This window comes from Nakamurella panacisegetis, from assembly GCF_900104535.1.
Taxonomy (GTDB): Bacteria; Actinomycetota; Actinomycetes; order Mycobacteriales; family Nakamurellaceae; genus Nakamurella; species Nakamurella panacisegetis.
Genome location: NZ_LT629710.1, coordinates 2,014,360 through 2,029,436, shown reverse-complemented (window position 1 = coordinate 2,029,436; position 15,077 = coordinate 2,014,360). Strand labels below are relative to the sequence as shown.

The 15,077-nt window shown below is 69.9% G+C and carries 15 protein-coding genes; 10 read left to right on the top strand and 5 right to left on the bottom strand.

Annotation, left to right across the window (positions count from 1 at the left end):
• Positions 1–115: 115 nt before the first annotated feature.
• From BLS97_RS08840 to BLS97_RS08825, 4 genes are all read left to right on the top strand, one after another.
• Positions 116–475 (top strand): YciI family protein, encoded by a 360-nt coding sequence (locus BLS97_RS08840; protein WP_172832358.1) that lies wholly within the window; start codon positions 116–118, stop codon positions 473–475.
• Positions 472–1,746 carry an RNA polymerase sigma factor gene (locus BLS97_RS08835; RefSeq protein ID WP_090481738.1) on the top strand — a complete coding sequence of 425 codons (1,275 nt, stop codon included), beginning with the start codon at positions 472–474 and terminating at the stop codon, positions 1,744–1,746. Before BLS97_RS08840 ends, BLS97_RS08835 begins: the two co-directional genes overlap by 4 nt.
• Before the next feature lie 125 nt (positions 1,747–1,871).
• Positions 1,872–3,212, top strand: a complete 1,341-nt coding sequence (locus BLS97_RS08830; RefSeq protein ID WP_090475654.1) for a phosphoribosyltransferase — start codon at positions 1,872–1,874, stop codon at positions 3,210–3,212.
• Positions 3,209–4,510: an erythromycin esterase family protein gene (locus BLS97_RS08825; protein WP_090475653.1), complete on the top strand. Its 1,302-nt coding sequence runs from the start codon at positions 3,209–3,211 to the stop codon at positions 4,508–4,510. The genes BLS97_RS08830 and BLS97_RS08825 overlap by 4 nt, the downstream gene beginning before the upstream one ends.
• Positions 4,511–4,643: 133 nt before the next feature.
• Here BLS97_RS08825 and BLS97_RS08820 read toward each other — a convergent pair whose 3' ends face one another.
• From BLS97_RS08820 to BLS97_RS23445, 3 genes are all read right to left on the bottom strand, one after another.
• On the bottom strand, positions 4,644–5,519 hold the full coding sequence (locus BLS97_RS08820; protein WP_090475652.1) for a dienelactone hydrolase family protein: 876 nt from the start codon (positions 5,517–5,519) through the stop codon (positions 4,644–4,646).
• Positions 5,516–6,976 carry a DUF4389 domain-containing protein gene (locus BLS97_RS23450; protein ID WP_197676482.1) on the bottom strand — a complete coding sequence of 487 codons (1,461 nt, stop codon included), beginning with the start codon at positions 6,974–6,976 and terminating at the stop codon, positions 5,516–5,518. The genes BLS97_RS08820 and BLS97_RS23450 overlap by 4 nt, the downstream gene beginning before the upstream one ends.
• Positions 6,977–7,057: 81 nt before the next feature.
• Positions 7,058–7,615 (bottom strand): hypothetical protein, encoded by a 558-nt coding sequence (locus BLS97_RS23445; RefSeq protein WP_197676481.1) that lies wholly within the window; start codon positions 7,613–7,615, stop codon positions 7,058–7,060.
• 64 nt (positions 7,616–7,679) lie between these two features.
• Here BLS97_RS23445 and BLS97_RS08805 point away from each other — a divergent pair, with 64 nt between their 5' ends.
• Entirely contained in the window at positions 7,680–8,066 is a 387-nt protein-coding gene (locus tag BLS97_RS08805) for a DUF2255 family protein (protein WP_090475651.1), read from the top strand.
• Positions 8,067–8,093: 27 nt separating this feature from the next.
• Here the strand turns inward: BLS97_RS08805 and BLS97_RS08800 are convergent, their stop codons facing one another.
• The gene (locus BLS97_RS08800) at positions 8,094–8,732 is read right to left on the bottom strand and encodes an FMN-dependent NADH-azoreductase (protein WP_090475650.1); all 639 of its coding nucleotides are present in this window, start codon (positions 8,730–8,732) and stop codon (positions 8,094–8,096) included.
• 122 nt (positions 8,733–8,854) lie between these two features.
• Between BLS97_RS08800 and BLS97_RS08795 the strand changes: the two genes are divergently transcribed.
• From BLS97_RS08795 to murD, 5 genes are all read left to right on the top strand, one after another.
• Entirely contained in the window at positions 8,855–9,388 is a 534-nt protein-coding gene (locus tag BLS97_RS08795) for a MarR family winged helix-turn-helix transcriptional regulator (RefSeq protein ID WP_090481730.1), read from the top strand.
• A gap of 71 nt (positions 9,389–9,459) precedes the next feature.
• Positions 9,460–10,170, top strand: a complete 711-nt coding sequence (locus tag BLS97_RS08790; protein ID WP_197676480.1) for a VOC family protein — start codon at positions 9,460–9,462, stop codon at positions 10,168–10,170.
• A gap of 43 nt (positions 10,171–10,213) precedes the next feature.
• Positions 10,214–10,993: a peptidoglycan editing factor PgeF gene (pgeF, locus tag BLS97_RS08785; RefSeq protein ID WP_157695313.1), complete on the top strand. Its 780-nt coding sequence runs from the start codon at positions 10,214–10,216 to the stop codon at positions 10,991–10,993.
• A 5-nt stretch (positions 10,994–10,998) separates the two neighbouring features.
• Positions 10,999–12,354 (top strand): hypothetical protein, encoded by a 1,356-nt coding sequence (locus BLS97_RS08780; protein WP_090475648.1) that lies wholly within the window; start codon positions 10,999–11,001, stop codon positions 12,352–12,354.
• Positions 12,329–13,660, top strand: coding sequence for a UDP-N-acetylmuramoyl-L-alanine--D-glutamate ligase (gene murD / locus BLS97_RS08775; RefSeq protein ID WP_090475647.1), 1,332 nt, complete (start codon positions 12,329–12,331; stop codon positions 13,658–13,660). Before BLS97_RS08780 ends, murD begins: the two co-directional genes overlap by 26 nt.
• A gap of 31 nt (positions 13,661–13,691) precedes the next feature.
• Here murD and BLS97_RS08770 read toward each other — a convergent pair whose 3' ends face one another.
• Positions 13,692–15,032, bottom strand: coding sequence for an FAD-binding oxidoreductase (locus BLS97_RS08770; protein ID WP_090475646.1), 1,341 nt, complete (start codon positions 15,030–15,032; stop codon positions 13,692–13,694).
• Positions 15,033–15,077: the final 45 nt, after the last annotated feature.

The following is a 15,077-nucleotide window of genomic DNA, read 5'->3' as shown; positions in this document are numbered from 1 at the left end:
GTTAATTAGCTGTCAAGCTAATCACCGCCCGCTCGGAATCTGTCGATCCCGGACCACCGAGATCGTCGTGGAGGTGAACGAGCCGAACCGGCCGAACAACGGAAGGATGCAGCCAATGGCGAAGTACCTGATCCTCATCTACGGCAACGAGCAGCGGTGGGAGTCGATGACCCCGGACCAGATGCAGCGGCTCGATGCCGGGCACCGCGCGTTCCACCGCGCGGCAGACGGCGCCGTCCTGACCGGAGCCGCGCTGGAGCCCACCACCACGGCGACCAGCCTGCGGGCGGGCGAGAGTCCGGAGAACCCGACCATCACGGACGGCCCGTTCCTGGAGACGAAGGAAGCGGTCGGCGGCTTCTACCTGCTCGAGGCCCCCGATCTCGACGCCGCCATCGCGCTGGCCAGGCTGCTGCCCGAGGTCGGCGACGACCACAGTGGCGTCGAGGTCCGCCCCCTGCAGGGGCCGAGCTGACCGCCCACGACCCGACGACCGACGTCCAGGCCGCCCTCCGCCACGCCCACCACACCGAGTGGGCGTGGGTCGTGGCGTCCACCGTCCGCCTCACGCGTGACCTTGACCTGGCGCAGGAATGCGTGCAGGACGCCTACGCGCAGGCCTTGCAGACCTGGCCGACGGCGGGGGTGCCCGCCCGGCCGGGGGCCTGGCTGACCACCGTTGCCCGGAATCGGGCTCGTGACCTGCTCAAACGAGAATCTGTCTTCCGTCGTACGATGCCGCTGCTGGTGATGGACGAGGAATCAGAGGTCGATCTGCACCGCCCGGCGGTCGACGACGCCCTGCTGCGACTGATCTTCACGTGCTGCCACCCCGCGCTGCGCCGGGACGCCCAGGTCGCTCTGACCCTGCGCCTGGTCTGCGGATTGAGCACCGCCGAGGTGGCTAGGGCCTTCTTGGTCTCCGAGCCGACCATGGCCGCTCGAATCACCCGGGCCAAGAAGAAGATCACCCACGCCCGGATCCCGTACCGGATTCCGGCCGCGCCGGAATTGCCGCAGCGGCTGGCCGGGGTGACCGAGGTCGTTCACCTCATCTTCACCACCGGGCATGCGGCACCGGCCGGCACCGATCTGCTCCGCGCCGACCTGCTCGACCGGGCCCTCGAGCTGGCCGGTCTGCTGCACCGGCTGTTGCCGGACGAACCCGAGGTCGCCGCCCTGCTGGCCCTGCTCCGGTTGACCGACGCTCGCCGTTCGACCCGGATGGCGGGCGGTGAACTGGTGTTGCTCGCCGATCAGGACCGCCGGCAGTGGGACCGGGCGCAGATCGACGAGGGAGTCGGCCTGCTGACGACGGTCCTGCGGCGGGCCCCGGCCGGACGTTTCGCGTTGCAGGCCGCGATCGCCGCGGTCCACGCCGAGGCCCCGTCCTGGGCGGCGACCGACTGGTCCGAGATCGTCGGACTGTACGACCTGCTGCGCCGACGCTGGCCGAATCCGGTGGTCGAGATGAACCGGGCGGTGGCCATCGGGTTCCGGGACGGACCGCAGGCCGGCCTGGCCGAGATCGATCGGCTGCTCGCCGAGCCGGCCCTGAGCACCTACGCCTACCTGGCCGCCGCGCGGGCCGACCTGCTGCGGCGGCTGGATCGACCGGCCCAGGCGCGACTCGCCTACGAGGAGGCGCTCGCCCTGACCGACAACGCGGTCGAGCGCACCTTCCTGGCTCGCCGGCTCCACGAACTCCCACCTCCCGCCCCCTCCGGGCCGATCGCCACCCCGTGAAAGCCGACGGCGCCGACGCTCGGGAATGAGTGACCTTCGGCCCTGTCCGCCGGCGCGGGCCCGGCCCATCCTGAGGCTCCGAGGCCGGACCAGTCGGTGGGGACATCAGTCGGACGGAGTGGGAAATGGTCGTCTTTGTGGACCGAGTGGATGCCGGACGGCGTCTGGCCCGGGAACTGGAATCGTTCCGAGGGGACGACCTCGTCGTCCTGGGATTGCCGCGTGGCGGCGTGCCGGTGGCCTTCGAAGTCGCGGCCGCGCTCGATGCGCCGCTGGACGTGATCGTGGTGCGCAAGCTGGGCGTGCCGTTCCAACCCGATCTGGCCATGGGGGCCATCGGGGAAGGCGGCGTGCGCGTGCTGAACCCCGACGTCCTGGCCGCCGCCCGGATCACCGACGCGGATCTGGCCGCCGTCGAGCGGCGGGAGCGGGCGGCCCTGGAGGCACGGCTCACGCGCCTGCGACGAGGCCGTCCGCGGATCGACCTGACCGACCGGGTGGTGATCGTCGTCGACGACGGGATAGCCACCGGTTCGACCGCCCGGGTGGCGTGCCAGGTGGCTCGCCGACTCGGCGCGGCCCAGGTCATCATGGCCGCGCCGGTCGCGCCGCGCGACGTCGTCCGGCGTCTGCCGGAAGCCGATCAGGTCATCTGCGCGTCACTCCCGGCCGACTTTCTGGCCGTCGGCGCGTTCTACCGCGACTTCACCCCCACCACCGACGACGAGGTGGTCGCGTTGCTCGACGCGGCCGCCGATCGGCTGCGGCACGCCGCCCCCGGTCTGAGCGTGGCCGACTGCGTCGACACCGACGTGCAGATCCCGATCGACGGGGCGGCCCTGGACGGTCACCTGCACCTGCCGGACGACCTGAACGGGGTGGTCGTGTTCGCCCACGGCAGCGGCAGCAGTCGGCACAGTCCGCGCAACCGCTACGTGGCCGATGTGCTCAGCCAGGCCGGGCTGGGGACGCTGCTGCTGGATCTGCTGACGCCGACCGAGGAACTGGACCGGGCCAAGGTCTTCGACATCGGGCTGCTGGCCGAACGGCTCGAGGTGGCGACGGCCTGGCTGCGGACACGGGAGGACACCCGGAACGCGCGGATCGGCTACTTCGGCGCGAGCACCGGAGCCGGGGCGGCCCTGTCCGCGGCGGCCGAACTGGACAGCCCGGTCGCGGCCGTTGTGTCACGCGGCGGCCGGCCCGACCTGGCCGGTTCGCGTCTGGCCGCGGTGCGCGCGCCGACCCTGCTGATCGTCGGCGGCAACGACGAACTGGTGCTGTCCCTGAATCGGCAGGCGCAGGCCCAACTCTCCTGTCCCAACCGTCTGGAGATCGTGCCCGGCGCCACCCACCTGTTCGAGGAGCCCGGCACCCTGGCCGAGGTCGCCATCCTGGCCCGCGACTGGTTCGCGCACTATCTGGCCGTCCCCGACCGGACGCCGGCCGCAAGCAGTCAACGATGAATTCCGACCGCCGGCCGGACGCCGAGATCAGGTCTCTGGCCACCCCGCTCGCGCGGGTCGCCGACCTGAGCCCGTTGGTCCGGCGCGCGGGGCAGAGCCGGTTCGTGTGCGTCGGCGAGGCGTCCCACGGCACGCACGAGTACTACCGCTGGCGTGCCCTGCTCAGCCGGCGCCTGATCCAGGAGGAGGGCTTCACCTGGATCGGCGTCGAGGGCGACTGGCCCGACTGCTGGCGGATCAACCGGTGGGTCCGCGGACACGCGGACCAGGAACTGACCGCGCCGCAGCTCCTGGCCGGGTTCGAGCGCTGGCCGACCTGGATGTGGGCGAACCACGACGTCGCCGAATTCCTGACCTGGTTGCGCACGTACAACCTGGCCCGACCGGAGCCGGAACGCGTCGGCTTCTACGGTCTGGACGTGTACTCGCTGTGGGACTCGTTGTGGCAGATCATGACCTGGCTCGAGACCAACGCCCCCGACGCCGTTTCCACCGCGATGCGCGCGTGGCAGTGCTTCCTGCCCTACGGGGAGGACCCGCAGCGGTACGCGTGGAGTACCCGGCTGGTGCCCAACTCGTGCGAATCGGAGATCGTCTCCCTGCTCGTCCAGGTGCGTCGGCAGACCCGGGAACGCATGCAGTGGGACGAGGACGCCTTCGACGCGGCCCAGAACGCCGAAGTGGCCGCCGATGCCGAGCACTACTACCGCACGATGGTCAGGGGAGACCGCCAATCGTGGAACATCCGCGACCACCACATGACCGACACGGTGGGCCGCATCGCCGAACACCTCGGCCCCAACTCCAAAGGCCTGGTGTGGGAGCACAACACCCACGTCGGCGATGCCCGCGCCACCGACATGGCCCAGGCCGGTCTGGTCAACGTCGGTCAGCTCCTGCGCGAGCGCTACCCGGGGGAGGTCATGCTGATCGGGTTCGCCGGCTACCGCGGCACGGTCCTGGCCGCCGGCTCCTGGGCCGCGCCGGAACAGGCCTTCACGGTGCCCGACGCTCGGCCCGACACCCACGAAGGCCTGTTGCACGACACCCTTCACGAACCGGCGGTGCTCCTGTTCGGCGAGGAGCGGTCGGGGCCCTGGTTGTCCCGGCGACTGGGCCACCGAGCCATCGGCGTCGTCTACGACCCGACCCGGGAAAGCGGCAACTACGTTCCCACCCGCATCGGGGAGCGCTACGACGCCCTGCTCTGGCTCGAGGAAACCACTGCGCTGCAGCCGCTTCACCACGAACCGCAGCCACTGGAGCCCGAACTGGCGACCGAACCGACCGGCTTCTGAGTCGTCCCGGCTGACGGGTGTCCGGTGGTTTGACGGGTGTCCGGTGGTTTGACGGGTGTCCGGTGGTTCGGCCTGCGTATGGTCGGGCCCGGTCCAGGCCTCGAACCGGTCCGGGCCGATGATGCGAACGCGTCTAGTTGGATGGTTCGTCGCTGCCCTGTGCACCGGCCGACCGCGTGGCGTTCGGCGACGGGGCCTCCGCCATCTGCACCGGATGCTCCGAATCCGCCTGCGGCGCAGAACCTTTCGGCTTCAGGTGCGCGTCGAAGAAGGCAACGATCCGGCGGCGGGCGTCACGGGCGGACTCCGGGTGGTAGCCATCTCCCGGCGTCAGTTTCCCCAGCACCCGGAACAGCAGCGGAGACGGGTCGCCGGCCCTTTCGTGGTCGTTGAGGAACTCGTGGCCGGCGTCCGGATATTCCTTGACGTCGTGTTCGACCCCGACCTCGGTCAGGACTCGATCCAGGCGGTCCGCGACGCCCCGCATGGTGGAGTCCCGCCCGCCGTAGCTGCCGACGATCGGACAAGCGGAACGCAGGAAGTCCGGTGAGTAGAACTCCTTCGCGGCGGTGCCGTAGTTCACGCTCGCCGCGCCGAACCCGTGTCCGGGCGCCATCATCAGGGCCAGGCCGCCCCCGAGACAGAAGCCGATCACCCCGACCTCGCCGGTGCAGTCGGACCGGTCGATCAGCCAGGCCCGGGCCGCGGCGATGTCGTCGTACGTCCGGCCCCGCTGGGCCCGGACGTCCCGCATCACCGAGATCATGCAGGCCACCCGGTTCCGGCGGCCGAACAGGTCCGGCGCCACGGTCAGATATCCCGCCCCGGCCAGCCAGTCGACCTGATCACGGAGGTCGCGGCTCATGCCCAACACGTCATGGATCACCACGACGCCCGGCCACGGACCGGCGCCGAGAGGGGTGGCCAGGTAGCCCGGGACCGGACGGGTGGGGCTGGTGATGAGGACGTTGTTCAGGCTGGGCCGTCGATCGATCTCGACCTTCGTCATGGCTGACCCCCGGTGTTGACCGGGTTGGGTACGTGGGAGTCACCCGGCCCGAGGGTCGGCGGTGGGGATGGCTCGGATCCGCCCTGGTCCAGCCGGAACGGCGGATAGTGGTCCGTCATCAGCGCCGCGTACGCGATGACCCGGAAGATCCAACGGTTGATTCCGACAACCAGGTCGAACAGGGAACGGGGATAGCGCCCGGTGAACAACAACGCACAGCCGGCGATGAACACCAGGATCCCGAGAACACCCCCGCCGCCGAACGGATAGCCGTTGAACCGGTCATGGCCGGCCCCGCTCCACGACCACCAGTTGCTGGCCAGCAGACCCAGGATGAGGTAGTGCGGGATGGCCAGCAACCACCATTTCACCAGGACCAGACCACGGGAAAGCTGCACCGGATAAGCGATCTCGATTCTCGCCGGGTAGTCCGGCACTTCGGCCAGGGTGAACGGCGGGTACCGGTCGGTGCCGATACCGCCACTGAAGGCGTAGTACGACACCCGCCAGGACCAGCGCAGCACGCCCAGGTTGAAATCGAACAACGAGCGGGGATACCGACCGGTGAACAGGATCGCGAATCCGGCGACCACGGTCAGCACCACGAAGGCGATCCACAGGAAGCCCAGCACGAACAGGTGCGGAATGGCCAGGAACCACTTCACCAGCCACTGCCACCGGGACAGGCCGGGGTCCAGGGTCGCCGCCAGCATGACCGGACGCTCCTCGGTTGCCGCACCGACGACCGGAAAGGCCTCCGGGGCAACCAGTTCCCCGGCCCCGACCGGCGATCGGGGCCGCCCGGATGCGCCGACCACGATCAACACGACGCCACCGGCGGTCACGACGAGCCCGATGACGAACAGGATCAGCGCCAGGGGCAGCAGGAACGGCGCTCTGATCTCGACGACGGCGGCGGTCGAGACACCGGTCGAGCCGTCCGCGTTCATCACCACCACCTCCCAGCGTCCACTGGTCAGGCTCCAGGCCAGACGCTGCGTGCCGGCGCCGTTGGCCGATGCGGCCCAGAAGTGTTGAGCCGTCGGGGGGGTCGCCGCCGTACCGGCGGTGCTGCGATAACCCGGCCGTCCGGAGGACCTGATCGAGGTGATCTCGTCCTGGGCCACCCCGCGGAGGTAGGCATCCACGTCGGCGGACGGGCCGATCCCAATGAAGACCGGCCGCTGCCCGCTTCCGGTGACGGTGAGCCGGACATCGGTGCGCAGGGATTCGATCAGCCAGCCCGGGGTGTTCATGTCGGTGGACAGGACCGGGCTGTGCGCGGTGATCGCGGCGCCGTCGGCACTCAGATCGGACAGGCTCACCTGGAAGTACCCGTCGTTGTTCCGGCCGAACGCATAGGCCGCCCCGAGAGCCCCACCGCCGAAGATCAGGCCCACGCCGGGCAGCACGAGCAGGCAACCGATGATCAATGCGACGACTCTGCCTGGTCTCACGGCGTTCGCTTCCTTTCGTGGCGGTGGCGAGGAGGGATCCCCCGCGAACCCGAGCGGATGATGCAGTGGTGCCGTCCGCGGTCAGGTTTCCGAGCGATCCGAAGTCCGGCGACGGGCGCGGCCGACGGCGGCCCGGGGGCCGTTCAGGGCCGAGAAGATCACCGACAGGCCGATCATGAAGCCGAAGTTGTACCAGTTGCCGCTGTTGTGGACCTCGTAGATGTTCACGTGCGAATTGAACAGAGAGACCAGGAAGGTCACCGGGGCAATGAATCCGTGCCACAGGCCCAACCAGAAGCCCGCCGGTTGGCCGGACGGGCCAGCGGCAGTGTTCGGTCCCGCTGCGCATCCGGTCAGCAGCAGGGTGACGGCAATGAGCACACCGGTGATCGCCAGACCCCGCTTCACGGGCACGCTCATCGGAACCTCCACCCGGTCGAGGGGATCTTGAAACGTCCGGGATAGATCTTCCTGAACCGGCCGGATCGACGCGGAGAGGCTTACGCCCTCAGACTCCGTCCCGAAGGTCCCGAAACGGACATGGTCGGTCGCGAACGCCGGACCGGTGGGGCTCATCGCGGTGCCGATGGCTATCGTGACGGCGGACGGGGCTACCTGCGCCTTCGCCGCACCCAGCACACCCGAGAAATGACCGGTCCGCCGTGGTGAGCAGCGCTTTCCAGACCAAAGGGAGCCAGCCCTGATGACCATCCCGTGGCGGCCCGAGGAGTTGCGACTGATCGGCCAGGCCGACGAGGTGCACATCGCGACCACCCGCGGCGACGGGACGTTCGGACCGGCCGTACCGGTATGGGTCGTTCGCGTCCGGGACCAGCTCTACGTTCGGACCTGGTACCGACGCGACACGGGCTGGTTCGGCCGCGCGATGAGATCACACCGGGCCCGGATCGCTCGGCCCACCGGCCCATTCGATGTCGTCCTGCAGGACGTCGCGGACGACCACAGCGTGACGACAGACGTCAGCACCGCCTACCGCGCCAAGTACGCCCGCTACGGCGCAGCGACCGTGGATGCAATGGTGACTACCGCCGCAGCCGCAACCACCCTGCGGCTGACCCGTGCCGTCTAACCGAGCCGTAGGGCCGGGTGCGGCAGCTCAGGCCGCAGCGAGGGCCTTACCCGCCTCGCGCGCCGCATCGTGTGCGGCGCTGTGCATCTGGGCCGCAAGGTCCTTGAAATCGTCCAGGGCAGGGACCACTCCGACCAGGGTGAACTCGCGTTCGACCACGGTGAGATCCGCCCCCCACACGTCGCGCAGGATCCGCTCGAGGTAGGCGGTGGAGTGGTCCCATCCCTCGCGCGGCGTCCCGGCGCCGTAGGCCCCGCCGCGAACCGTCACCAGCACGACCGGCTTGCCGTCCAGTGGTCGGGCGCCTCCTGCGGCCCGCGGGTCGGTGATGATCAGGTCGAACCAGGTCTTCACATGCTGGGAGACCCCGAAGTTGTACAGCGGGACCGCGAGCACGATGGCGTCGGCCTGCAGTAGTTCCTCCAGCAGGGACGAAGCCAGCGAAGCGGCGGCGGCCTGCTCCGGGGTGCGTTCGGCCGCCGGGACGTAGCTCGCGGTCACAGCGTGCGCCCAGACATCGGACGGCAGCGGGTCGACACCGAGGTGCCGACGTTCGACCTTGTCGCCCGGGTGCGCGGCGGTCCACTCGCTTTCGACGATGTCGGCGATCTCGCGGGAAGCCGATCCCTGCGTGCGGATACTGGCGTCGAGACGGAAGAGCGTCATGGTGATCTACTTTCGGTCGGTGACTTCAACGATGAAGTGAAGCCTAGCGCCGTTGACTTCATGCTTGAAGTCATGTGCCGAACCTCACGCCGGCCCGGAGGACCTTCAGTACGCTGGTCGGCATGGCGAGCAGGGGCACGACAAGCCCGAACGAGACCGATGTCCCGTGGCTCAGCTCCGCCGAGGAGACCGCGTGGATCGGTCTGATGGCGATCGTGTCGAAGCTGCCCGCCGCGCTGGACGGTCAGCTCCAACGCGATTCCGGGATCGGCCGGTTCGAGTACAGCGTGCTCAGCTGGCTGTCGATGTCCGAGGGCCGGATGCTCCGGATGAGCACGCTGGCCGAGCTGGCCAACGGGTCGCTGTCACGCCTGTCGAACGTGGTCAAACGGCTGGAACAGCAGAACTTCATGCGGCGTGAGCCCGATCCCACCGACGGTCGGTACACGGTGGCCCAGCTCACCGACGCCGGCTGGGACTGCGTTGTCGCCGCCGCCCCGGGTCACGTCCGCGCCGTTCGGCACTTTGTCTTCGACGTCCTGACCGCGGCCGAGGTGGACCAACTGGGGCAGATCGGCCGGAAGGTCGGCGATCGTCTCCGTACCGATCTGCCGTCCGTTGCCTGTACCGAGGCCGGCGCCGAGCCGGTCTGCTAGGCCAGCAGGGATGGCACTGTGAAGAGGTCGCCGAACTGCGATCCAGGACGGCCGGGCGGAGAATCACCGGCATGACGGTGACGGGTCGCTTGGAATTGGCCGCATTCGACGCGCGGGACACCGAGACGGTCGCCGCGTTCTACTGCGACTTGGCCGGGTGGGAGATCGGGCGCGACGATGGCGGCTGGATCATCGTGAAGACCACCGACGGGCAGGAAATCGGGTTCCAGCCGTCCGACGATCACGTGCCACCGCAGTGGCCAGGGCAGGAGCGCCCTCAGCAATTCCATCTCGATCTGACGGTGGACGGCATCCAGGCTGCGGCGGAACGGGCGATCAGCCTGGGCGCAACCCGCTTGGCCACGGGTGCCAGCTGGATCACCCTCGCCGACCCGGCCGGTCACCCGTTCGACCTGTGCCAGCGCGACGGTGCAACCGGCACCGGACTGTTCGCGGTCACGATCGATGCGCCCGACGCCGCCGCTCTGGCCCACTTCTACGGCGACCTGCTCGGGAAACCGATCACCTACGAAGGGCCGGAGGGTGCGCTGATCGGTGGCGATGGCCAGAATCTGATGTTCCAGCAGGTCAACGACTACAACGCACCCCGCTGGCCCGACCCGGCGTACCCGCAGCAGGCCCACCTGGACATCCTGGTCGACGACCTCGACGGTGTCGAGGCCCGGGCCGTCGAACTGGGCGCCACGGTGCTCAAGGGTGGCGGCCCGCAGTACCGCACCCTGGCCGACCCGGCCGGTCATCCGTTCGACCTGACGGTCTGATCAGCACATGCACCTAAGGCCCGGCCCGGACGTATTCCCGTTGATGACCTGGGACGTTCTGGACCCGACCCTGGTCGACGCGGCGGTCACCACCCGCGACGGCGGCGTCTCCGAGGGGGTGTACGCATCGCTCAACCTGGGCTTCCACGTCCAGGACGACCCGGCCCGGGTGCGGGCGAACCGAGAGCGGGTGGCGGCCGCCCTGGGGGTCACCCTCGACGACTTCGTCTTCGGTCAGCAGGTGCACCGACCGTCGGTCACCGTGGCCACGCACGAACACCGCGGCCGGGGCGCCCGGGAGGAAAGCACGGCCATTCCCGACACCGACGCACTGGTCACGGCCACCCCGGGCCTGGTCATCGCGGTGATGGTCGCGGACTGCGTGCCGTTGGTCCTGCACGACCCGGTCGCCCACGTCCTGGCCGTCGTGCACGCCGGGTGGCGCGGGACCGTCCTGGGCGTGACCAGCGCGGCCGTCGCGTCGATGGTCGGTCTCGGCACCGACCCGCGGAACATCCGCGCCGGCATCGGACCCGCCGTCAGCCCGGACGCGTACCAGGTCGGTCCGGACGTCCGGCAGGCCGCGGCCGCTCGGTTCGGCGATCGGTTGGACGAGGTCCTGCGCCCCGATCCGGGCCGCCCCGAACGGTGGCTGTTCGACCTGTTCCGGTCCAACCACCAGCAACTCGTCGACGCCGGCGTGCCGGCCAACCGGATCGAACTCCCGGGTCTGACCACCGGCGAGGGCACCCCGTTCTTCAGCGACCGCGCCGCCCGCCCGTGCGGGAGGTTCGCGCTGGTGGCCCGGTTGAAGGCAGACTGACAGCCGTGACCACCGCTTCCACGCCCACCCGCGGAGATGTCTTCCGGTACGAGGGATATTCGATCGACCCGGCCCGCAACCAGTTGACCTGCACCTACAGCCTGGACGGGGCTTCCTACGCGGAGGTCGTCACCTTTCCCGGCGGCGGCGACTGGACCCAGCCGGCGGCCGACGAGGCGGCCCGATGGGTCTACTTGCTGGCCGGTGTCTCCTATTACAAGACAGCCGCGCCGCCGGTGGTCGACCTCGGCGACACCGCACTGACCGACGCCGAACGCGGCTTCCTGTACGAGTTCTACGTCGACGGGCTGGGTGAGTTCGCCTACCGGAACACGCCCCGCCTCGACCTGAGCGACCTGAAGATCGTCGCCCCGGCGCTGCACCGCACCACTTCGAGCACCTACACGCCCAAGCCTGGGCGTCGCCCGCTCATTCCGTTCGGCGGCGGCGTGGATTCGACGGTGACGGTCGAGCTGATCAAACCGGACACCGATGACGCGGCCCTGTTCGTCGTCACCCGGCCCGGCGATCGGTTCGAAGCGATCGAAGAACCGGCCAAGGTCTCCGGTCTGCCAGTGGTGCGGGCCGAACGGCTCATCGACGACAAGCTGCTCACCGCCCGGCCCGGCCAGTTCTTCAACGGGCACGTCCCGGTCACCGGGATCATCTCCGCGATCACCGTGCTGGCCGCCCTGCTCGGCGGTCACGACGCGGTCGTCATGAGCAACGAGTGGTCGGCGTCGGTCGGGACGATCGAGGTGGACGGCCGCTCGATCAACCACCAGTACTCCAAGGGCGAGTCCTTCGAATCCGGCTTCCGGGCCGTGCTGGCCGACGCGATCGGCCCCGACTTCGACTACTTCTCGCTGCTCCGCCCGTACACCGAGCTGTGGATCGCGGACCGGTTCGCCCGGCTGCCGGAATACTTCTCGACCTTCCGCAGCTGCAATCGCAGCTTCCACATCGATCCGGCCAAGCGCCTTGACCACTGGTGCGGGCACTGCGACAAGTGCTGCTTCATCGACCTGATCCTGTCGCCGTTCCTGGCCGCCGACACCTTGCGCGCCGTGTTCACCGTCGGCCCGGAACCGCTGGACAACGCCGAGCTGCTGCCGAAGTTCCTGACCCTGCTCGGCCTCACCCCGGACACGAAGCCGTGGGAGTGCGTCGGTGACATCAACGAGTGCCGCGCCGCCACCCGCGCCGCCGCGACCCGGCCCGACCGAGCCGATTCACCTATCCTCACCGAGCTGCTGCGCCGGCTGCCGGACGAGGGTCCGCTGGACGTCGATCATCTGATGCGTCCGGTCGGGCGCCACCACATTCCGGAGCGTTATGCGCCTGCCGATCTCCTGGTCTGACCTGCCCGGCCGCCGGGTCGGCATCTACGGTTTCGGAGTCGAAGGCCGGGCCAATCTGCGGGCCGCGGACGCTCGCGGTCTGGATCCGGTGCTGGTCGACGACCGGCCGGCGACCGACACGGCGGACGACCCGGATGTGGCCGGGCGCCCGATCCTGGCCACCGCCGACGGCGGCCTTGACGCCCTACTGACCTGCGACGTCGTCATCAAGAGCCCCGGGATCTCACGGTACGGCCCACCCATCCAGCAGCTTCGGGCCAACGGCGTGACGGTCGCCGGCGGCCTGGGCCTGTGGCTGCAGGAGGCCGACCTGGACAAGGTGCTGGTGATCACCGGCACCAAGGGCAAGTCGACCACGACGTCCATCGCCGGGCACCTGCTGACCGGTCTCGGGTACCGCGTCTTCATCGGCGGCAACCTGGGCTTCCCCCCGCAGGACCCGGCGATCGACCACTCCACCTACGCCCGGTGGGTGATCGAGGTGTCCAGCTACCAGGCGACCGATCTGACCTGCACCCCGCCGGTGACGGCGGTGACGTCGCTGTCCGAGGATCACCTGCCGTGGCACCGGAACCGGCCGGAGACCTACTACCGCGACAAGCTGTCGGCCACCTCGCAGCCGGGCGCCGCGCTGACCGTCATCAACGGTGAAGACCCGATCATCCTGGCTCATCTCGACCAGCTGGCTCCGGCCGTCCACTACGTCCACGACACGAACCGTCCGGGCGCGGCGTGGATCGACGTGTTGGGGCTGCCCGGCCGTCACAACCGGATCAACGCCCTGATCGCGCAACAGTGCCTGGTCGCCATGGGTGTCCCCGCCTCCGACGAGGACCTCGCGGTGGCCGCCCGAGGGTTCGCCGGACTCCCCAGCCGGATGCAGACCATCGGCGAGGTCGGCGGGGTGACGTTCATCGACGACGGGTTGTCGACGAACGTTCTCGGCACCAGGGCCGCGGTCGACAGCTTTCCCGATCGGCGGGTCGCGCTGCTGGTCGGCGGGTTCAGCCGCGACATCGACTACCGCGGGCTGGCCGACGGGCTCCGCCGCCGGGTGACACCCCTGCGGCTGTTCCCGCTGCACGACAACGGACCCGAGATCGTCCGGGTGGTCACGAAAGAGGGCACCGGGCCGGCGGTCGACGCGGTCGGGGTGGACGAACTCGAGGCCCAGGTCCGCGCGGCCTACGAGTGGGCCGGTCCGGGTGGCGTGGTGCTGCTGTCGCCGGCCGCGGCGAGCTTCGGGCGGTACCGCGACTACCGGGAACGGGGCGCGGCGTTCACGGCCGCCGTGCAGGCCCTCTGAAGTCCCGGCCTGCGGGCCGCCGCCGTATGGGCTACGGAATCAGGACGCCCGGGTTGAGCACACCGGACGGGTCGAACGCGCGCTTGATCGAGGCGAACAAGGCGAGCTCCGCGACCGAGCGGTTCAGATGCAGCCACGGTCGTTTCGTGAGTCCGACGCCGTGCTCGGAACTGATCGACCCGCCGGCCGCGGCGACCATGTGGAACACCACGTCCTCGATGTCGTCGGCCACCGCCAGATCGGCACCAGTCACGTTGACGTGCACGTTTCCGTCCGCGACGTGTCCGAAGAGCCAGGTCCGGGCGTCCGGGGACACCCCGGCCACCGCACCGGGCACGTCCAGCAGGAACGACCCGAGTGAACTCATCGGCAGGGTCACGTCCATCTTGATCGCCGTACCGACCATTGCGATGGCCTCGGTGTGCCGGTCCCGGTAGGCCCACAACCGCGCGACGTCGGCCTGGTCCTGGGCCACCACCGCATCGGCCCCCGGGATCTGCTCGATGACCCCCACCACGCCGCTCAGCGGGTCGTCACCGACCGCTTCCACCACCAGGTAGGCACCGTGGTCCGCGGCGAGCGGCCGCCCGAATCCCAGACGCTGCATCACCAACGCGAGCCCGGGGGGCAGCATCAACTCCACCGCCGTGACGCTCGGCAGCGACGCGATCCGTCCGGCCGCGACGACCGCCTCGGCCGGATCGGCCAACCCGATCAGCGCCACCGCCGGACGGCCGAGTACCGGCAGCAACCGGAGCCGGGCGGTGGTGACGACGGCCAGGGTGCCTTCGCTCCCGGCCAGCAGGGACGGCACGTGATAGCCGGTGTTGTCGCGGGTGTGGCCGTCCAGATGGGAGATGACGGTGCCGTCGGCCAGCACCGCCTCGACCCCGATCAGCTGTGCCCGGGTGTCTCCGCTCCTGAGGACCCGCAGCCCACCCGCGTTGGTCGCGATGGTGCCGCCGACGGTGGCCGACTCCCGGCTGGCCAGGTCGACGCCGTAGCGGAACCCGGCGGCGACGGCGGCCTGCTGCAGGGTCGAGATGGTGACACCGGCGGCGGCGACGATCTGCCGGCGGGGCGCGTCGACCACGGGTGCTCCACGCAGCCGCGCCAGGCTGAGCACGATCTGCTGGTCCCGGGGCACGCTCCCGCCGACCAGGCCCGTGTTGCCGCCCTGCGGGACGACCGTCCGGCCCTCGGCGCGGCAGAGCGCCAGGACTTCGGAGACCTGCGCGGTGTCGGCCGGGCGGACCACCGTCCCCGACGTGGTGCCGAACCGTCCGGTCCAGTCGCGCAGGTACCCGGCCGTGAGGGCGTCGTCGGTCAGAACGTGGTCGGGGCCGACGATCCGGGCGAGGGCGTCCATCATCCGCCCATGGTGTCAGAGCCGGTCGGAAGTCGTTCCGTTCGCGGG